This window comes from Frischella perrara (assembly GCF_000807275.1).
GTDB classification, from domain to species: domain Bacteria; phylum Pseudomonadota; class Gammaproteobacteria; order Enterobacterales; family Orbaceae; genus Frischella; species Frischella perrara.
This window is the reverse complement of record NZ_CP009056.1, coordinates 1,102,309-1,121,969: the sequence shown is the minus strand read 5'-3', so window position 1 is coordinate 1,121,969 and position 19,661 is coordinate 1,102,309. Positions and strand designations below refer to the sequence as shown.

Genomic DNA, 19,661 nt, shown 5'->3' with positions numbered 1-19,661 from the left:
TTAGGAGTATTCAAGTGATATACCTTGATTATAATTCAACAACCCCTACTGCTTTAGAAGTAATTGATGATGTCTCTAACTGTATGAAAGAATTTTATGCCAATCCAGCTTCTATTAGTCATTTTGAAGGTATAAAAGCATATAATAAATTGAACGAATGCAGAGAGATTGTGGCTCAGTTTATAGGGGGAGAAAAAGAATATCTATATTTTAATTCAGGTGCCTCAGAAGCTAATAATACAGTGTTTAAATCGATTGCGGATTATTATTCAAAGCTAGATAAAATTCACATAATTACTAGCCAAATTGAACATAAATGTATACTAAGTGTTTGTTCTTATCTAGAAAGGTTTGATAACGTTGAGATCTCCTATATTCCAGTTGATTCATCCGGTGTAATATGCCTAAATGCACTTAAAAATGAAATAAAACCACATACAAAACTCATTAGTATTATGGCAGCCAATAATGAAACGGGTGTATTACAGCCGTTGAAAGAGGTAAGTAAAATTGCACATGAACATAATATTTTATTTCATACCGACGCAGCTCAAATAATAGGCAAAATTCCTTTTAGTATTGCTAGTATTGATGCTGACTTTGTTAGTATCTCTGCACATAAATTTTATGGACCAAACGGTGTTGGAGCCATTTATTGTAAACATCCTGAAATTTTATCAGCTTACCCCCTCATTTTTGGCGGAGGACAAGAATACGGAGTAAGAAGTGGAACCGTTAACGTAGCAGGAATATCTGGAATGGCAAAAGCCGCTGAGCTTTGTTCAGCTGGATATATTGAAAAAAGTATAAACCAAATGGAACAAATGAAACAAAATTTTATCGACAATCTTTTATCTGCGACAAAATACGTAACCATCAACGGTGATCGTTATAATAGTTTACCAAATACTATTAACCTATCTTTCTTAGGTGTTAAAAATAGTACAATACAAAAGAAATTAAAAATGAAATTAGCCTTAAGTAGCGCTTCAGCTTGTTCATCTCACGAACAAAAACCAAGTCATGTTTTAACTGCTATGGGGCTTAATGATGATATAATTCAGGGTGCAATTCGTTTGAGTTTTGGTCAAAATACATCACCTGAAGAACTTGAACAAGCCGGAAAATTGTTGCTTAACACTGCGGAACGATTGAGAGGATAAATGAAAAAAGCGTGGATTGCTGAAATATTATTAGTTGGTGTTGCCGCCGGTTGGGGGTTAGGTTTTCCTGTCATGAAGATAGCGGTTGATGAAACACCCGTTTTAACTGTTCTCTGGTTAAGATTTATGTTATCAGCATTATTACTATTACCCTTTTGTTTTGGTTCGTTAAAAAAAATTTCATCTAAGACGTTTTTTACCGGCTGTCTTTTAGGCATCCTACTAGGAACTTCTTTTATTTTTTTGATAACGGGATTACAGATGACAACGGCTTCAAATACTGGTTTTTTAGCCGGTTTGGCTGTGATTTGGGTTTTACTTTTATCTGCACCTTTATCGGGGAAATTGCCCAGTATTGAAGCGGTTCTAGCAACAGTATTTGGTTTGATGGGATTAATCGTAATGTCCGACTTTAGTTCAACCCAAATACAATGGGGAGAGATATTGGTAGTTATAGGTTCACTTTTTAGTGCTTTACATATTGTTGTATTAGATAAAGTTACGAATCAACATAACAATTCGGTTTTAACATTCATAGAAATCGCGACAATAGCCATATTGATATTTATTATTCAAGCGATAAACACTCCAAATAATCTACTACCTAACAATTGGAGTAATTCTCTTATTACAGCTTTAATCATTACCTCGGTATTTTCAACTGTACTTGCCTTTTGGATTCAAACCGCTTATCAACGTTATACAACACCAACACGCGCAGTATTAATTTATAATTTAGAACCTGTCTTTTCTGCTTTATTTGCGGTTTGGTTACTAAATGAAACACTTTCAAGTGATGTATTTGTGGGGGGAGGATTAATCTTAATAGGTATGTGTTTCCCGAGTTTGTTTACTTTATTTAAAAAGAGAAAAATGGTATCTGATTTATCCCATTAATATATGTAAATGTATGTAAATGTAACAATTTCAAAACAAAAAATTACTATATTTACCAAACCTAATATCTGACAGACACTTTTAGTAAGTAACTGTCAGATATAATTTAAACTCAAATAGGTAAAAACACTTTCCCTTTTGCGAAGATCTGCCATAACTGTTTTGAGTGCTGTTTTAGCTTTTAACAGAAATGCGATAACAGCAATCAATTCTAACCTAAGCAAGTAAAGCATCTTTTAAAAGTTAAAGCGTGTACCTATTCTGTTTGTGAATATGATATCTTTAAAATCTTACCTGTAGTGAATTTTTTACTTTTTGAGCAAGCCCTTTTCATCTTTTATAATTTGATAGGGCTATACTTTTTCCTTTAGTGATAGCTATTACTTCTGAATACTAAATTGACATTTTTGACATATCAATAACAAAACGATATGCCACATCACCTTTTTCCAAATGGTGATAAGAATCGTTGATCTCCTGCGGTGTAATTAATTTACATTCTGGGTAAATATTATGCTTAGCACAAAAATCTAAAACTTCTTGTGTCTCTTTTATGCCACCGATTAAAGAACCAGCAATTCTGCGACGCCCCATTATTAAAGGACTCGTATTAAGTTCATCCATAGCCCCAAGTTGCCCAACAATCACTAAAGTGCCATCAATATCTAAAAGCGGTAAATAAACATTTAAATCATGCTTAACAGGTATCGTATCGATTATCAAATCAAACTTTGCTACTGATTTTTCCATCGCATCCATATCAGCAGTAACCAAGACATCTTTAGCACCTAATTTTTTTGCTACATCTTGTTTAGAATTGGAACGAGTAATTACCGTGACTTCTGCCTCCATAGCAACCGCTAATTTAACCGCCATATGCCCTAAACCACCAAAACCAATCACACCAACTTTAGTCCCTTTTTTTACATTCCATTTTTTCAAAGGTGAAAATGTAGTGATACCGGCACATAAAATAGGAGCAGCCCTTGAAAGGTCTAATTGACTAGGAACTTTTAAAACAAATTCCTCTCGAACAACAATATGTTTTGCATAACCTCCTTGGGTAATTTCTCCTGTTATCCTATCAGGGGCACCATATGTAAGAGTCAGACCATTTCGACAATATTGTTCCTCACCCTGTTTACATTGATCGCAACACTGGCAACTATCCACCATACAACCAACGGCAACTTTGTCCCCTACTTTGTATTTCTGTACATTTTTTCCAACAGAAATAACTTGTCCTATAATTTCATGTCCTGGCACTAAAGGATAAGGTTGTTGCCCCCAGTCACCTTTTACCGTGTGTAAATCTGAATGGCAAATACCACTGTAAAGAATTTCAATTGCGACATCATTATCTCGTAAAACTCTACGCTTAAAATGATAAGGTTTGAGATCTGAACTAGCTGAAAATGCTGCATAACCTATGGTTTCCATAAATTCTCCTTTACCAAAAGAAATAAAGATAAAACTATCCTAATACTTAGGACTGATTGCCTTATATGTTAAATAGACATATTACTCATGTTTTCACAAAATTAATTTAATTACAACTAATGATTGGCGACAATCTACCTTCCTATGATGAGCATTGAGTTGGCGATTATTTGTCATTAAATGTATTCGTTTGGCTTATTAGTTTTTTTTACAATAAATAATGTAGTTAATAAAGATAAATAAGAGGAAAAACGAATGCGCAAACCCAAAAAATTACTTAACGATCCTAATAATGTTAGGCAAGAAGTTATGCAAGGATTGTTTTATGCCTATAACGGGAAACTAACGACAATAGATGAATATTGTGCTGTTTATGGAAACCATATTTCATCTGATCAAGTAGTGGTTGTTTCGGGAGGTGGTAGCGGTCATGAACCTACTTTTGCAGGATTTATCGGCAAAGGGGGGATCGATGGCTGTGCTTTAGGCGAAGTTTTCACCTCCCCATCACCCGATCAAATTATTGAACTCACTAAGTCCATTGAAAAAGGAAAAGGTGTGTTATTCCTTTATGGTAATTATTCGGGCGATGGAATGAATTTCGATATTTCAGCTGAAATTTTAGCTGAAGAAAATATCGTAACGAAAACAATTAAAGGTACCGATGATATCGCTTCTGCACCGTTATCTCGAATTTCAGATCGTCGTGGTGTGGCAGGGATTATGTTTCTATATAAAATTGCGGGTGCAGCTGCTCAATTCGAGAAATATGATCTTGAAAAACTTTATCAAGTTGTATCTAAAGCAAATGCCAATGTCCGCACTATTGGGGTAGCGCTAGATGGTTGTGCATTACCTCAATCGAATAATTTTAATTTTGAATTAGATGAAAATGAAATCGAAATCGGAATTGGCATACATGGGGAAGCCGGCCTGCGGCGTCAAAAAATGGCATCATCAGATGAGGTAGTTAAAGAGATGATCGATCATTTATGTGATGATCTGCCATATGTAAAAGGAGACCAAGTATGTGTTCTAATTAACAATTTGGGTTCACTTAGTAATACCGAATTACTTGTTGCCACTCGCAAAGTTGGCATTGAACTCAATGCGCGAGGCATAATTAGCCACGATATCGTCGTAGGTCATTATTGCACATCATTAGAAATGTCAGGTTTTTCAATTAGCTTAATGAAGTTAGATGATGAACTTAAACACCTTTATGATTTACCTTGTCAAACATTTGGATGGAGAAAATAAAATGAATTTATCACAAGTACGTGGCATGATGTTATTTACAGCGGAACAAATGGTTGAGAGTGAACCCACCTTAACTGCCTTAGATCAAATTGTTGGTGATGGTGATCATGGAATTGGTATGAAACGTGGTTTTGCAGCCATTATAACTTTATTACAAGATCCAAAATTTCAACCGACAGATATTGGCGATTTGTTTAGCCAAATTGGTACGAAATTAATGACTAGCATGGGAGGCGCTTCTGGCGCGATTTTTGGCACGTTATTTCGAGCGGGTGGAAAAAGCGTTGCAGGTGAAACAGAATTAAATACTGCAATTTTATCCACCTTACTTAATGAAGGTTGGCAAGCAGTTTATCAACGCGGTAAGGCAAAACCGGGTGATAAAACGATGGTCGATGCATTAGCTGCAGCAGCGATCACCGCAAGCGAATTAACCACTTCAACATTGAAATCTGCATTACCTCAAATTGCCCAATCAGCTATGCAAGGTGCAGAAAAAACAAAGCAAATGGTGGCAGTATTCGGACGAGCCAAGAATTTAGGTGAACGGACAATTGGACATATGGATCCCGGCTCGGTTTCAATGGCATATATTTTAAAATATATGAATCAATATATTCAAATGCAATAACCACAAGATCCGCTGACATAATCAGCGGATATTTCTTTATCTATTTCGATTTAATTGATTAAAATGGCATAAAAAAATAGCTTAATCCTTTTTATTTAAAACAGTTCAATAAAGTAATGTGAAATGTTTTAGTAGAACTAAGCTATTCAATCATCAAAAATATCATCTTAAAAACTATTTTTTAAATTTAATCTGTGATGGATATGCCCAACTTTGTAACTCTTCTGCTGGGAAACCGCCAGGATCTTTGCCACCATTAATAAGTAAAGCGTGATAATAAATCTCGGCCATTTCTTCGATATAAGCTGCTTTTAGTACCGCTTCATACGGATCTTTATCTACCGCGATAGCACCATGTTTTTCCATTAAAATAGCATCGGCGCGTTTAATCGGTTCAATAACACTATTTGAAAGATCCGATGTACCTGGACGACCATAAGGTGCAACAGGAATGATACCATCTTTTAAATTCAAGATTGCACATTCATACACAACGGCTGGAATCGGTTTAGCTAATACAGCAAAAGAAGTGGCGAAGATAGAATGAGTATGAGAAATGGCAAAGACATCAGGACGTGCTTTATAAATTTCCAAATGCATTAAACATTCACTCGTTGGTCTCAATCCTGATTCGGCTTCAATCACATTCGCATCAAGATCCATAACCACTATATCACGAATAGTTAATAATTTTTTATCAATCGTAGTGGGTGTAACAAGAACGTAACCTGTCTCTTTATCACGTACACTTGAATTGCCAGCCTTATGTTTACAAAGTCCCCACTCACTGGATTTTTTAGCCATATCAACAACGTATTGTTTTTGTATCTCTAACATTTTATAGCTCCTATTTTGGCAAATATTCATTGATAACGTGCAAATAATTCCCAAATTTCATGGTTATTTTTTGCATTTCTTATTTGTGTTGCACCATTATGTTGTTCCAATAGCTCATTTAATTGAGCTAACGCTTTCAGATGTTTTTGTGGATTATTAGTTGCTAAAACGACAATCAAATCGGCTTGCATATAACCACAAATATCTATTTTTTCAGGCAACCTAAGTAAAGACATGGCAACTTTATTTACACCATCCTCAATCCCAGCGTGAGCGATAATAAGACCGTCAACTAACATAATATAAGGTTGTTCAAATTGAATTTTATTAACCATTTTTTCAAGGTAGGTGTATTCAATGGACAAATTGTTTAATAACGGTTGTGAAGCCAAACCTAACGCATGTTGCCAAGACATATCTGTTGAAGATGCGATATGGATATGATCTTCTAGCATTAAGTCAGCAAGAGATGGAATTTCAGGCTGCGATATACGAAATGGATTGTCATTTATTTCATCGTTATAAAGATAAGCTGTTAGTTCCTTTTGTAATGTTTTTCTCTCCTTTATATTGCTATATTTTTCAATAATTAACATAAGCTCTTCCACCTGAATGATGCCGGGATCAATTCCTTGTAATGTTCCTATTACTTGATGACGAAAAGCATTTTTATGAAAATTATTTAGGGATGGGTTTACGATGAACAATATCTTGTCAGTAGAGAGATGAGATGTAGAAAAAACAATATCATAATAATGGTGGTATTTTTCAAATTCACGTTTAGACATCGCATCTGAAAAATGTAATTCTGGCAGCAATACCTGCAAAGTTAGATAGAGATAAGTCGACACTGTCGCACTATTTTCACAAACAACAATGGCAATTTTTTTAGATTTAATTTGATTAATCAAACCCTCTCGAGTCAACCAACCGCCGAATAATACCGTAATAAAAGCAACTTCTTCATCCGGCATTTTGCAATGCAAGATTTTCTCAAACGGTGCAATTGCTTTTCTAACCATTTCATGCAGATGACCGAATTCTTGTAATACTATGTCATATACACTGTTAATGTTGGTAATATGATATCGAATACGATAATAAGCCGGTTTCCAGTGTTGATAGATACGTTCAATAAGTTCATATTTATCTTGGAAGGTAATACAACTGATTTGTTCAAAATTATTAATGACTTCAACAGCACTTTCTAGCAATACCGCGTCTAAATGAAAATATTTATCAGATAAAGTCTGAATATTAGAACTTTGCACCAGTATGGTTAGGAAAACCTGCTCATTGAATTCTGTTATACCAAATTTTTCAATCAGCTTTTTCATTAACTGAAAATCACGGCTATTAGCAACTTCAGTATAATTTTCCGGTAAAAATTCAATCTTCTTTCCGGTTTCTATGCGTTGTAACATAAAACAAATAAAGTAGATGAGCTCTTGTAATTGTTCATCGGTAAAAATGAGTTTTAGCTTTTTTTCTATTTCGCTAAATACCTGCCCTACTCGCTCTAACCGACCTTGCGTAATAATTTCACTTTCTCTAAAAATTCTATCCGCTATTGGCATAGTAATAATTCGGCGAATGAGTTTAAGTAACAAATACCGCTTGTCGATTTCATTACCAATAATTCGATAACCATGTTCACGATCATAATTGATCTGTAAATGATATTGGACGATCATTATTTGTACTTTCTTAATATCATTGATGACTGTATTTTGGCTTACGGTTAAAGCTGAATAGAGATGAATTAAGGATAATCGTTCCGTTCTAATTAAGAGAAAAAATAGAAGCAAATGAACACGTTCATCTTCGGAGTATATATAGCGCCCAATTGCATTAGCAACGGGCTTATCTCGAAAGGTTTCTATTACATGTTTGGGAATGCTGAATTTACCCGTTTTAAATCGTTTAATTAATTCAAGATTAGATGATTCAAGGAAATCGTTGATTTTTTTGAGAGTATAACTAAGTTGTTTACGTGTTAATCCAAATTCATGTTGAAGCTCCACGCCTGTTATATTCGGATTTTGAACCAATGCATTTAAAACCACATGAATTCTTTTATCTATAACCATACAATCATCAATCCTTTGTTCGTTATCTGATGATAATTAACATTATCATCAGAATTATTAGATAGAATGTATTTACACTAACATTTTCAAATGCTTATTTATTTTCATTTTGGGCATCATGCTTTGTTTCCATGCGCAGTTCCCTAGCATAAAAGAAATAACCAACACACCAATACAAGGCGAATAATAGAGGAACAAAATAACCTTGTATTGATTGCCAGATAAATGAACTTGCATAAGTGAATATTGGTGCATCAATGGAACTATTGGAAATTAATTGATTAGCGGGAATATCAATAGCCTTTGTCGCTAATCCTAGATCAGTAATGATGGGTGCAAATTGTGTTCCCACGAATAAAAAGAATGGCACGCCAATAATAGACAAAATTACCATTCTTAAAGTATTACCTTTTGTCAGAATATAGGCGGGTACAACTAATGCAACATTAATGATACCGGCGAAAGGTAAGATTTTATTACCCGGTAAGATCACTGCCCAAATTAGGGTAAATGGAATAGCAACAATAACGGTAAACCAGATTTCACTTGAACCGCCCATAAACGGCCAATCCAAACCAACAAACAATTTACGTCCAGCAAAACGTTTATTCATGTAATCACTAATGGCTTCGGAAATGGGCGATAATGCTTGCATAAATAATTTTGAAATCATTGGGAAAAGCATCAGTGCTGTTGCTGCCTGTACCCCAAGCATTAAAATAGTAGCAACATCATAACCAGCGATGACTCCAAACGTTACACCCAATAAAAATCCAATAACATGATTTTCTGCAAAGATACCTATTCTAGAACGCAATGTTGCTGCATCCATCGGTTTATTTAACACAGGAATTTTACGAAGTAGCAGATCGAAAGGATAGAAAACAGCACTAAAAAATAACATTCTATGTGTACAAGTTACACCAGGAATGCCCGTTAATTTTTCGATTCGATTTTGACTAATATCACCCGAATTGAGTTCTAAAATAATTTGTAGTGTTGCAACAGCGAATGCAAGAATAAGAGAAGTAATCGATCCTAATATAGGTGTAGCGACGGCTACGACAATAAATGCGGTGAATATTTTACCCCACACATTCCACAAGTCAGCATTAAAGGTATCTGTTTTTTTCAATACAAGCATTATGATATTAATACCTACCTGTAAAGGAAACATCAAGAAAGCATAAGGCCAAGCCCAAGATACATTTGCCATAGTAGTCCAGCCACCATCGACAATACTTAATTCTATTCCTGTTCGTTCCATCATCGTTTGTGCCGCCGAACCAATAGCGCCGACCATAAAACCAATCAACATGCTCATACCTACAAAGGCAACACCCAAAGTGATAGCGGCTGAGGCGCCATCCCTAAATCTCATACGGACAATTAAACCAGCAATTAGCATAATAAAAGGCACAAAAACTGGCGCGCCTAAATTCAAAATATAATTTATAATTGTTCCAAGAAAGTCCATAATCGTACTCCTATTTACAGGCATCAATGATTTTTTGTAGCTCTGCGTCCATATTCATTCCTGTTAAAAATGCAATTCCATTAATTACTGGTATAGGATATGCTTTTTCAACTTTTGTAATCGCGATATAAGCGGCACTAGTTTTTATATGGGTATCGACCGATTTAAGATCGACAACTTCTACCTTGATATTATCAAGGTGACGCTCTTTTAATAAACGAGTGACTTTACTGGCAACAGTTTGTGATGTAGCAACACCACTTCCGCATGCAACAATAACTTTTTTCATAATCTCTCCTTATAAATTTATATTTGATGTCAGTAAGGTTAAGGTCTCATTTTTTGATTTTGTGTGATAAAGTGCATCCAAAAGACACGTATTAACGAAACAAGACATCAGTTTCTGCAATAAATCAATGTGTCCATCTTTTTCATTAAATCCCAGTAAAAAAACAAAATTTGCCTGTAAAATATGGTCATTGTTTGCCATTTCACACCATGGAATGGTGTTTTTAGCTCGCGTAAAAAAAATGAATGGTTTAATAATATGTTCAACGTCGGTATGGGGCATTGCTATAACATAGGGAGCGGTTGGTAAAGCTGTTGGAAAAGAAGCTTCTCTTTTTTTTATTGCATTCAAAAAAGAGTCATTCACATAACCACCAACGCGTAAAATGGAAAATGTAGTTTCAAAAAATTGGTCGGTGTTCTGAAAATCTTGATCTAAAAGAATCAAATCTTCATGAAATATTCTGTTATTAGATTCATTCCTCATTTCATCCTCCATCATTAGGTAATTAGCAAATAGATTAAAGCGTTGCTTATTTGCCTTTAACAGAATTAAATCTTTCTAAATTAATGGGATTAATTGTAGGAAATTAAGATAAAAGTGACTAATGGATTTGATTCCAAATAATATCCATGTTATTGCGCATGATAGGGAGAATATTTTTCAATATTAGAAAGGTGATTATTTCAGACATAAAAAAACCGCCGAAGCGGATTTTATTTGATTAATGATTGAATTTAATTTTTGATTTTGATACAAGTTTTTTCATATTTATTCTTTCTATGAATAATTATCCTCTCTTTTTTTGTACTAGGATAGTATTTGATTTAATGTTTATGGGCGATAAAAACCGGAAGTGTTGTTAGATTTCGAAAATCGCTAATTCTTATGTCTACTTTAATTTGTTGTAAATAATTATAATTTTATTTATTTTTTGTGGCATATTCAGACCATTTTCTGAATATCACATAAAGTATGATGAGTGAGATAATTAAATATTATTAGTTATGCTAACAATGAACAAATATGTCACTAAAGTTTTAACTAATTATAATATCTTCTCCATTACGATTATTATTAAGACATCCATTAAATTAAAAAATATACTGATCTTTCCATCATTTACCATTCATTTTTGACAGAGTGACATACCTTACTCACCAAAAATGGAAAGTCTATTCTTAATTCCAAGAATTGATAGTATCCAAAAGATTTTTGCGAACCTTTCGCATAACTTATTGCACAATTATCAACCAAAGCAATTATATATGTGACCTAGCCTTAAAAAATAATGTATTGATTTATAATATGTAATAAAATTTGGAATATTTTTAAGAATATTTTGTTGTTAATAAAATTGTTAGTGATAATATAGTACTATAAGGAATTTAGGAAATTTTATATGTCATTAATAACAAAAGAAGAAGCACACAAAAATTTAGAACCGTTTTACGAATTATTCAATAAGTCATGTCATGAAGCTTGGAATTATTGGTTAACAGGTGGTGCACCCAGAATGCAGAACTCGCGATATCGCGCTTGCTCACTCTGGAACGATTTTCTGTATTCAATAAGGAAAGAGATAGATAGTAATAAATACCCTAATATTTGTTATGCTAAAATTCCATATATTCAAGGTTTACTTGTAAATGATAAATATTTTATTCGATTCAAAAAAGGAGACAAAAGTTTTAGAACATCAAACTACCCGACTCAATCAGCACTAAACTACCATGATCCGGAAATTGACATGTTTGGAGGTATTGTGCGATTAGAATTAATCTACTTATTAAATGATAATGGTGTTGGAATAAATAAAGTTCTCTTAACTCAAAGCAAGGGGAAGACTACTGTTTGGGCAATTGATATAACTAACTCAAATATTACGCCTTCAAATATTGAATCTGAACACCATTACGTTGATAATAATGTATCTAATACTGTGATTAAACCCAAAACAGATATTGCTAAGAAACATAAGGTTGTAAATGACAAAGCTAATGAATGAGAGTGAATTAATTCACCCTGAAATGATTGAGCTAAGAAGAAAAATGCTAGGGCTAAGCCAAAAAGAATTAGCCTTAAGAGTTAGTATTACTCAAGGTACTTTATCAAAAATAGAGCAAGGTTTGAAGCCTATTACTGACGAACAAATAAATTTATTTTCGTCTGCTTTAGAGTGCCCTAAATCTTTATTTTTCCAAAAATCAAGATTATATGGTGGTCCTTTAAGCGCGACGCCTATGTATAGGAAAAAAGCATCTATTAGCGTAAAGGTGTTAGATAAATTGGTAGCCGAGATCAATATTAGAATAATTCATTTGCGTAAACTACTTGAATTTATTGATTTCGAGCCAGAATATATATTCCCACAATATGATCTTGATGATTATGACGGAAATGTTGAAGAGATCGCTAAAAATGTAAGAAAAGCATGGCATCTACCGTCTGGTCCAATCAAAAATATCATTTCAGCTTTAGAACGAGCCGGTTGTATAGTAATGGACTGTGATATGGAAAGTACCGGACTATCGGGAGTGAGTTATTATATATCTGGTTTACCCCCTTTAATTTTTATTAATAAAAACCAATCTCAAGATAGATATAGATTTACTCTAGCGCACGAGCTGGGACATTTAGTCATGCATAGAATTCCAACTCCAACAATGGAAGAGGAAGCAGATCGATTTGCAGCAGAATTTTTAATGCCAGCATCGGATATAAAATCAGACTTAAAAGAGATGACTATAGAAAAGGCTGCTTATTTGAAACCTTTCTGGCGGGCTTCTATGGGATCACTAATTTATAGAGCTAAAACTCTTAAAACTACAAACGCGGGACAAGATAATTATTTATGGAGACAAATGTCCGCACGGGGTTATAGGATAAATGAGCCAGTTACAATTGAAATACTTGGAGAAAGGCCTACTCTTATAACTGCTATATTAAATTATATGAAAAATGAATTGGATTATGATTTGGAAGATATAGCTAAAACATTATTTTTATCATCTAAAGAAATTGAACAGCTTTACAACTTAAAGCCTAATAAGCCCACATTTAGAATAGTTAACTAATCATAAACCGCTTCGGCGGTTTTATCATATCAAAAATTTTGAAACCACTCTGTTTTCTCTACTAACAATTTATTTAACTAAATTATACTATACTGATTAAATAGTATACGTATTAGCTTTATATTGGAATATGTAATAATAATTGGTAATGACGTTAGATATAGTGAATAAATATGTTCATTTAAATGCAGGACTCATTAATTATCACTTCGATTATTCTTAAAATGATAGATATTGAACAATTCTATAACAGGTTATACCATTGAATTCTTTGTTGTCATTAGTTAATTCATATTTTTTATTAGGCATATTTATATCCTCTTTGTTTAGAATAATTTACCCATCTATTGTTATTTTTATGAAATTAATAGCAGCTCTATACTGCTCAATATAATTGGGAGCGTAATTCAATTCTTCGATATACTTTTCAAATTCGTCTACAGTCCCTTCAAATTGATCCGTTATCAACGAAAATTTAATTGATTCGGAGCTGTCCCTAAATACGGTTAAATAATCGTAGTCAAAAATGAAGGGAGAAATAGTTATAACAGTATTATCTTTAATCTTCATGTCACCACGAATCCTTTCCTCACCAGAAATATTAGCTGAACCACCAATAATGGCTGTCCCACTAATAATGGCTGTTCCACCAATAGTAACTGAACCACAAATACAAGCTGAATTAATGATACCGGCAGAACCGGCTATAATAGCCGAATCAGTGATATGAGTATTGCAAGATATAATAGTTGAATCACATACACGAGCATTGCCATCAATAAGTGCATTCCCCTTTATAACTGCCGAGCCTTCGACCCAAGCTGAACCTTCGATACGAGCCGAATTAAAGATACGAGCGTTATGTCTTATGCAAGCATTACCTCCTACATGAGCATACTGCTTGATATAAACAGCACCCTCGATACGAGCCGAGTCAGTGATATGAGCTGATTCATTTACAGTAACCGAATCAGTGATATAAGCATCACCACTGACGCAAGCATTATCTCGGATTATTGCTGAACCTGTTATACAAGCCGAATCAGAAATACAAGCTTTACCATAGATAAAAGCCGAACACAAAACAGTAGCATTACCGACAACCATAGCATTATCGGCTATCCAAGATTCTCCAGATTGGGAGAGATTTTTTTCACTCTGGACATATCCCCCTATAGTCCCTTTTGTTACAATTCCTCTTATGGTTGTTATATCTCTGAGCGCAATAATTCTATAGCAGGTTATACCATTGAATTCTTTGGTATCATTAGTTAATTCATATTTTTTATTAGGCATATTTATATCCTCTTTGTTTAGAATAATTTACCCATCTATTGTTATTTTTATGAAATTAATAGCAGCTCTATACTTCTCAATATAATTGGGAGAGTAATTCAATTCTTCGATATACTTTTCAAATTCGTCTAAAGTTCCATTAAATACATTCCCTTTCCTTATATTTTCGATATATTTGCTCAAATCGTTTAAAGCTCCGCTAAATTCATTCTCCATGTGACTATCATGTCTACATAACAAAACCTTAATGGAATCGGATCTACATCTAAATACGGTTAAACTATCGTGCTTCAAAATGAAGGGAGAAATATTGATAATGTCTTTTGATTCAGTTATAACAGCATCATCTTCAATCACCGTGTCACCACGAATAAATACCTTACCAGAAATGTTAGCTAAACCACGAACAATGGCTGTCCCACCAATTTTAACTGAACCACCTATACAAACTGAATTAATGATACTGGCAGAACCAAATATATCAGCCGAATCAGTGATATGAACATTACCACTGACAAAGGCAGAACTACCGACAATAGCTTCGCCATCGATAAGTGCATTCTCCATTATAACTGCCGAGCCATGGATACTAGCTGAACCTTCAATACGAGCCGTTTGAAATATTTGAGCACTATCAGTAATGTAAGCAGAACCACCAATATAAACCCTATCCCTGATAAAAGCAGACCCCTTGATACGAGCCGAGTCAGTGATATGAGCTGATTCATTTACTGTAACCGAATCAGTGATATAAGCATCACCACTGACGCAAGCATTACCTCGGACTATTGCTGAACCTGTTATACAAGCCGAATCAGAAATACAAGCATCATCATAGATAAGAGCCGAACGCAATACAGTAGCATTACCAATAACCATAGCATTGTCGGCTATCCAAGATTCTCCAGATTGGGAGAGATTTTTTTCACTCTGGACATATCCCCCTATAGTCCCTTTTGTTACAATTCCCCTTTTGGTTGTTATATCTCTGAGCGCAATAATTCTATAGCAGGTTATACCATTGAATTCTTTGGTATCATTAGTTAATTCATATTTTTTATTAGGCATATTTATATCCTCTTTGTTTAGAATAATTTACCCATTTATTGTTATTTTTTTAAATAAATAGTTTTTCTATACCACTAAAATCAATCAACTCCGAGATAAAAACAGTCCTCTTGTTACGAGCCGAATCAATGCTCTGAATATAGCTAATAATACAAATCCTATCACAGTAAGTTTGTATTACTCGTTGAATTTCAGGATCGGATTTTAAATCAACAGCAGACGATATATCGTTTTTTAGCTTTTAAAATACCAATTGATTTTTCAATAATGTGTAATCATCTCGTAGCCCGTTTTCAATTAAATGCCCAACGATGAATTTAAGTTCCCCCTTACCATGGACTAAAAATACAATTTATATAATAAAATTTTTTATCACCAGTTTCTTGATACAGCTCTTTTAAGATTTGTAATCTAGTATTACCTCCATCTAATATCACATATGCATCTTGACTAGGCATTTTTGTTATAACTGGAGCATGATCTAAACCTTTTTCTCTAATTGATGCCTTAATATCATCATAGAGAGCGTTACGTTTTTTACGAGACAATACTAAACTTTTATCCAATTCATCGATCGAAATCGTTAGTGGCATTTCATTAATTCCAATACTCTTTGTGTCTTGCTCTCCATCAGGAAATCCGGAATTCATTCTTTCAGTTAAAATATCATATGAGTTTTTTTGTTTTGTTTCAATTATTTAGTATTTTTCCTTTAACTAAGTTACTATAATGCATACATGCTCCATTAAATTGGACTTTGACACTTCCTATAGATGCATTACGGCTTTAGCAATTATAAATTCACCTATCCCTTTCGAATCCGAGTTCTCGTTACAAATTTCTTCTTGATAGAGTAAAATCACATTTGTTGCATCTTGTTCGATTGCACCAGATTCTTTAAAATCTGACATGATTGGACGTTTATCCGTTCGGTTATCAGGAGAGCGATTAAGTTGTGCCAGTAGCAATAATGGTATTGAAAAATCTTTAGCTTGTATTTTGAGCTCTCTGCTTATTGTGCTGAGTTCAACTGCCCTGTTTTCAGAATGATTTGTGCCTAAAGTCATTAGTTGTATATAATCAATAGCAACAAATTCAGGTGAACCGTATAAACGAATTTAACGTTGTAGTTTTCGTCTCAATATTGCAGGTGTAAAATGAGCATCATCAATAATGAGTGCGTTTTGGTTATTGGCACATTTAAATCTTATTAATAAATTTACTGCATTTGTGATCTTACTGTAATCATTTTCATCAATGTATTTGTTCTTAATATCAATGAATGAGACGTCAAATAAAATGGATATAATGCGCATCATTAGTGACTGCGCATCCATTTCTAAGCTAAAAATAAAAATGGGTTTAATTTTTTGATTTTGTTGATTAGTTTTTTCTTGAATGTAATATCTTATAAGTGACATTAGCCACGCAGTTTTTCCCATTGCCGGACAAGCACCAACTACAGTTATTCCTTCTGATTCTAAACCTCCAATTTTATTATCTAAATCTATAAATCCTGTAGATATGAATGGTGATTTCTCTTCTTCCAAAAAACAATAAAATTATCGATTAATTCAGGAATAGATAATCTATTTTTTCATGAAATTTGTTATAAAGTTTAATAAATCAGTTTCTATTTTTGCGTCTAGCTGATCACTACTATTCACATCAATAAAAACCAGATTTGATAGCTCTTTGAGTGAATAGTTAATAATCGTGTTGATTTTGCGTGCTTTGGTATAATTACGTAATATTGAAAAATAATGCTGAAAATTAAGTGTACTTGGTATTTTAGTAAGTTCAGCAATATAAGCTATTCCTCCGCAACTCTTTAATTGTGCATCTGTTAATGCTTCTAATACTGTAATTATGTCAGCATTTTTAGAATTGTTAACTAGGTTTAAAATAGCACTAAATATAATCTTATGTTGCGTCAAATAGAAATCATCATCAGTTAAATCAACTGTATTATCAATGAGTTCATTATTAATTAATATTGACCCAATTATTGCTTGTTCAACTTCAGTGCTGTGAATAGATTTAGACATCGATACACTCCTTACGATACAAAATAGTAGAATATAATTAAGCTATTTTGCTTAAAACAAATGCATCGAAATTAGCCTTAAAACTAGGCAAAATATTAGTACAGAGGTAATGGATATCTTCTATTACAGCTTGTGCTTGTTGCTTAGTTATCTTATATGGATGTACTGCTGTTTTATCATTTTCAGAATAGCTTTGAAATGAAGGGATACCAAGTGATGCTGCAACTCTATAACTATTCTGTTTTTTTATGTGTTTATTTAGAATTGTAAGATTATAGAGTGAAGTAACATCGGATAATTTAGTAATACTGTGTTTAAATAGTTCCATAATCCTTTTGCAATCATTACTCTCTTCAACACGATTGAAAAAAGTAAAAATAGAGGGCAATCTTAAGCCGTAATCTTTAAAAGGAATTAAACTTTTGAATAAATTATTGACAGTACCTCGCAAATATTCTTTTACACTTGGCATTGATGGATCAAGTGGGGAAAGAACTATATCAGCAGCTAAAACAGCCATTGATACAGTTGGATCAATAGTTCCGACTGTATCAATAATAATAACATCATATTCAAATTGTATTAATTTCAGACATGATTTTAAACGTATAATGCTATCTGCCGAAGATTTTAAATTGGATATAATTTCTTGTCTTACACTATTTGATGACATAGCATATAGATTGGATATTTTTGTTGTTGAGATCAATTTATCAAGATTGCTCTCATGCAAAACAATAAATTCATATACACCGCAAGGTGCTTCATTTTCGAACGGGAAATAAGAACAAGAGGTCGGTTGTTCTAAATCAAAATCAATTAATAGTGTTTTTAATCCTGATTGAGCACAAAATGCTGCAATATGAACCGCTACAGTAGATTTAGTTGTACCACCTTTGGTATCTGCTATTGTAATAATGTCTGCTAGTTTTTCCATGATATTAACCCTCGGTAAAATTAAACATTACTTATTAATTTTATTTGAGTTAAATCATAAAACATGAGTGGTGGCCCCTACTGGACTTGAACCAGTGACCAATCGATTATGAGTCGACTGCTCTGACCAACTGAGCTAAGGGGCCTTAGGTGTGAACATCTCTGTTGATGGGTTGCGATTATAATGGAGTTAAATTTATTTTGCTAGTCATTATTTACAAAAAGGTGATAGTTTGATTATTTATTCTACTAAACTGACAAAGTTGTTTACTTTATAATTGAATGTTGAGCAATTAATCTTTTTTTCATAATTTAAATTGATACAATAATCTACTAAATGCTGTTAATTTTGCTGATCTTTAAAAGGAAAACAATATGTCTTTAAAAAAAACGCTGTTAGCTGTCGCTTTCGCTTCAGGGGCTGTATTATTACTTGATGGTTGTAGTTCAAATTACCAATTGACTCCTGCTGCACAAAATGTACATTTCATTGATACCAAACCAGCTGATAATTGCCAATTTCTTGGAAGTGTAGAAGGTCGTCGGAATACATTCTTCTCTGGCAACAAAACACATAGTGAACTAATGAAAGATGCTGCTGCTGATCTTTTAAATAAAGCAGCAGCCTTAGGTGGTAATACAATATATCAGGCTCAAGATAGCAGTATGAAATATGTCTCAGAAATTGCACCATTAGATGCAGTTATGTCTGGTGATGTATATAAATGCCCTGCTAAATGATTTTCAATAACATAAAAGATTCCTGACATCTCAGGCTGTTAGGAATCAAATTTTATACATCCCTCTGTTCTGATCAAAATATGCAAGAATAAAATGATCAAAATGACTTATTTTTAATTAATAAACCTCTTGCCATGATTTTAATCCTAATAACATTGGTTTTGATCACCTGTCTTTTCATCAAATATTTCAATTCAATAACAGAATAGCATTAATGAGATTTTGTAAGCTTTATTAAGATAAAGTCTATATTAAGAATAATAATCAAAATGGTAAGATAATTGTTCATTAATATCATTATATTGATTTATTGCTAACAATATTAGGGAAATGGAAATAATTATCATCTAATGAATGATAAATGTTTTTAATGTATGATATTCCCTCTATTGATTAACAATAAAAATGCAA

At 33.3% G+C, this 19,661-nt stretch carries 18 protein-coding genes, 1 tRNA gene and 1 pseudogene; 7 read left to right on the top strand and 13 right to left on the bottom strand.

The window, feature by feature from the left end:
• Positions 1-14: 14 nt before the first annotated feature.
• On the top strand, positions 15-1,163 hold the full coding sequence (locus FPB0191_RS04905) for a cysteine desulfurase family protein (RefSeq protein ID WP_039104415.1): 1,149 nt from the start codon (positions 15-17) through the stop codon (positions 1,161-1,163).
• Positions 1,164-2,060 (top strand): DMT family transporter, encoded by an 897-nt coding sequence (locus tag FPB0191_RS04900; protein WP_052236774.1) that lies wholly within the window; start codon positions 1,164-1,166, stop codon positions 2,058-2,060.
• Between the two features lie 393 nt (positions 2,061-2,453).
• Here the strand turns inward: FPB0191_RS04900 and FPB0191_RS04895 are convergent, their stop codons facing one another.
• The gene (locus FPB0191_RS04895) at positions 2,454-3,500 is read right to left on the bottom strand and encodes an NAD(P)-dependent alcohol dehydrogenase (RefSeq protein WP_039104414.1); all 1,047 of its coding nucleotides are present in this window, start codon (positions 3,498-3,500) and stop codon (positions 2,454-2,456) included.
• A gap of 255 nt (positions 3,501-3,755) precedes the next feature.
• On the opposite strand from FPB0191_RS04895, the gene FPB0191_RS04890 reads away from it, so the two are divergent.
• The gene (locus FPB0191_RS04890) at positions 3,756-4,760 is read left to right on the top strand and encodes a dihydroxyacetone kinase subunit DhaK (RefSeq protein WP_039104413.1); all 1,005 of its coding nucleotides are present in this window, start codon (positions 3,756-3,758) and stop codon (positions 4,758-4,760) included.
• A gap of 1 nt (position 4,761) precedes the next feature.
• Positions 4,762-5,391: a dihydroxyacetone kinase subunit DhaL gene (gene dhaL, locus FPB0191_RS04885; protein ID WP_039104412.1), complete on the top strand. Its 630-nt coding sequence runs from the start codon at positions 4,762-4,764 to the stop codon at positions 5,389-5,391.
• Between the two features lie 174 nt (positions 5,392-5,565).
• Here the strand turns inward: dhaL and FPB0191_RS04880 are convergent, their stop codons facing one another.
• The 5 genes from FPB0191_RS04880 to FPB0191_RS04860 all read right to left on the bottom strand — a co-directional run bounded on the left by FPB0191_RS04880 (position 5,566) and on the right by FPB0191_RS04860 (position 10,570).
• A complete protein-coding gene (locus tag FPB0191_RS04880; RefSeq protein ID WP_039104411.1) occupies positions 5,566-6,228 on the bottom strand; it encodes a class II aldolase/adducin family protein in 663 nt (220 codons plus the stop codon).
• Positions 6,229-6,254: 26 nt separating this feature from the next.
• On the bottom strand, positions 6,255-8,318 hold the full coding sequence (locus FPB0191_RS04875; protein WP_039104409.1) for a BglG family transcription antiterminator: 2,064 nt from the start codon (positions 8,316-8,318) through the stop codon (positions 6,255-6,257).
• 94 nt (positions 8,319-8,412) lie between these two features.
• The gene (locus FPB0191_RS04870) at positions 8,413-9,795 is read right to left on the bottom strand and encodes a PTS galactitol transporter subunit IIC (RefSeq protein ID WP_039104408.1); all 1,383 of its coding nucleotides are present in this window, start codon (positions 9,793-9,795) and stop codon (positions 8,413-8,415) included.
• A 10-nt stretch (positions 9,796-9,805) separates the two neighbouring features.
• Positions 9,806-10,084 carry a PTS sugar transporter subunit IIB gene (locus FPB0191_RS04865; RefSeq protein ID WP_039104407.1) on the bottom strand — a complete coding sequence of 93 codons (279 nt, stop codon included), beginning with the start codon at positions 10,082-10,084 and terminating at the stop codon, positions 9,806-9,808.
• Between the two features lie 9 nt (positions 10,085-10,093).
• Positions 10,094-10,570: a PTS sugar transporter subunit IIA gene (locus FPB0191_RS04860; RefSeq protein WP_052236773.1), complete on the bottom strand. Its 477-nt coding sequence runs from the start codon at positions 10,568-10,570 to the stop codon at positions 10,094-10,096.
• A 916-nt stretch (positions 10,571-11,486) separates the two neighbouring features.
• Here FPB0191_RS04860 and FPB0191_RS04855 point away from each other — a divergent pair.
• Positions 11,487-12,092, top strand: a complete 606-nt coding sequence (locus FPB0191_RS04855; RefSeq protein WP_052236772.1) for a hypothetical protein — start codon at positions 11,487-11,489, stop codon at positions 12,090-12,092.
• Entirely contained in the window at positions 12,073-13,161 is a 1,089-nt protein-coding gene (locus FPB0191_RS04850; protein ID WP_052236771.1) for an XRE family transcriptional regulator, read from the top strand. Before FPB0191_RS04855 ends, FPB0191_RS04850 begins: the two co-directional genes overlap by 20 nt.
• Positions 13,162-13,497: 336 nt before the next feature.
• Here the strand turns inward: FPB0191_RS04850 and FPB0191_RS11645 are convergent, their stop codons facing one another.
• The 7 genes and pseudogenes from FPB0191_RS11645 to FPB0191_RS04810 form a co-directional block, all read right to left on the bottom strand.
• Positions 13,498-14,457, bottom strand: coding sequence for an LbetaH domain-containing protein (locus FPB0191_RS11645; protein ID WP_052236770.1), 960 nt, complete (start codon positions 14,455-14,457; stop codon positions 13,498-13,500).
• A gap of 27 nt (positions 14,458-14,484) precedes the next feature.
• Entirely contained in the window at positions 14,485-15,336 is an 852-nt protein-coding gene (locus tag FPB0191_RS11640; RefSeq protein ID WP_162485152.1) for a hypothetical protein, read from the bottom strand.
• A gap of 518 nt (positions 15,337-15,854) precedes the next feature.
• On the bottom strand, positions 15,855-16,175 hold the full coding sequence (locus FPB0191_RS04835; RefSeq protein WP_039104405.1) for a hypothetical protein: 321 nt from the start codon (positions 16,173-16,175) through the stop codon (positions 15,855-15,857).
• 117 nt (positions 16,176-16,292) lie between these two features.
• A pseudogene (locus tag FPB0191_RS12340) lies at positions 16,293-17,075 on the bottom strand (DnaB-like helicase C-terminal domain-containing protein).
• A gap of 39 nt (positions 17,076-17,114) precedes the next feature.
• Positions 17,115-17,573 carry a DnaB-like helicase N-terminal domain-containing protein gene (locus tag FPB0191_RS04820; protein WP_039104402.1) on the bottom strand — a complete coding sequence of 153 codons (459 nt, stop codon included), beginning with the start codon at positions 17,571-17,573 and terminating at the stop codon, positions 17,115-17,117.
• Between the two features lie 37 nt (positions 17,574-17,610).
• Positions 17,611-18,510 (bottom strand): ParA family protein, encoded by a 900-nt coding sequence (locus FPB0191_RS04815; protein ID WP_052236768.1) that lies wholly within the window; start codon positions 18,508-18,510, stop codon positions 17,611-17,613.
• Positions 18,511-18,578: 68 nt separating this feature from the next.
• Positions 18,579-18,655 (bottom strand) — tRNA-Ile (locus tag FPB0191_RS04810).
• A gap of 229 nt (positions 18,656-18,884) precedes the next feature.
• Here FPB0191_RS04810 and FPB0191_RS04805 point away from each other — a divergent pair.
• The gene (locus FPB0191_RS04805; RefSeq protein WP_052236767.1) at positions 18,885-19,250 is read left to right on the top strand and encodes a DUF4156 domain-containing protein; all 366 of its coding nucleotides are present in this window, start codon (positions 18,885-18,887) and stop codon (positions 19,248-19,250) included.
• Positions 19,251-19,661 lie beyond the last annotated feature (411 nt).

Coding starts and splice junctions, on each gene's coding strand:
- FPB0191_RS04900 (WP_052236774.1), top strand. CDS start 1,164: ATGAAAAAAGCGTGGATTGCTGAAATATTATTAGTTGGTGTTGCCGCC.
- FPB0191_RS04895 (WP_039104414.1), bottom strand. CDS start 3,500: ATGGAAACCATAGGTTATGCAGCATTTTCAGCTAGTTCAGATCTCAAA.
- FPB0191_RS04890 (WP_039104413.1), top strand. CDS start 3,756: ATGCGCAAACCCAAAAAATTACTTAACGATCCTAATAATGTTAGGCAA.
- dhaL (WP_039104412.1), top strand. CDS start 4,762: ATGAATTTATCACAAGTACGTGGCATGATGTTATTTACAGCGGAACAA.
- FPB0191_RS04880 (WP_039104411.1), bottom strand. CDS start 6,228: ATGTTAGAGATACAAAAACAATACGTTGTTGATATGGCTAAAAAATCC.
- FPB0191_RS04875 (WP_039104409.1), bottom strand. CDS start 8,318: ATGGTTATAGATAAAAGAATTCATGTGGTTTTAAATGCATTGGTTCAA.
- FPB0191_RS04870 (WP_039104408.1), bottom strand. CDS start 9,795: ATGGACTTTCTTGGAACAATTATAAATTATATTTTGAATTTAGGCGCG.
- FPB0191_RS04865 (WP_039104407.1), bottom strand. CDS start 10,084: ATGAAAAAAGTTATTGTTGCATGCGGAAGTGGTGTTGCTACATCACAA.
- FPB0191_RS04860 (WP_052236773.1), bottom strand. CDS start 10,570: ATGAGGAATGAATCTAATAACAGAATATTTCATGAAGATTTGATTCTT.
- FPB0191_RS04855 (WP_052236772.1), top strand. CDS start 11,487: ATGTCATTAATAACAAAAGAAGAAGCACACAAAAATTTAGAACCGTTT.
- FPB0191_RS04850 (WP_052236771.1), top strand. CDS start 12,073: ATGACAAAGCTAATGAATGAGAGTGAATTAATTCACCCTGAAATGATT.
- FPB0191_RS11645 (WP_052236770.1), bottom strand. CDS start 14,457: ATGCCTAATAAAAAATATGAATTAACTAATGATACCAAAGAATTCAAT.
- FPB0191_RS11640 (WP_162485152.1), bottom strand. CDS start 15,336: ATGGTTATTGGTAATGCTACTGTATTGCGTTCGGCTCTTATCTATGAT.
- FPB0191_RS04835 (WP_039104405.1), bottom strand. CDS start 16,175: ATGAATTCCGGATTTCCTGATGGAGAGCAAGACACAAAGAGTATTGGA.
- FPB0191_RS04820 (WP_039104402.1), bottom strand. CDS start 17,573: ATGTCTAAATCTATTCACAGCACTGAAGTTGAACAAGCAATAATTGGG.
- FPB0191_RS04815 (WP_052236768.1), bottom strand. CDS start 18,510: ATGGAAAAACTAGCAGACATTATTACAATAGCAGATACCAAAGGTGGT.
- FPB0191_RS04805 (WP_052236767.1), top strand. CDS start 18,885: ATGTCTTTAAAAAAAACGCTGTTAGCTGTCGCTTTCGCTTCAGGGGCT.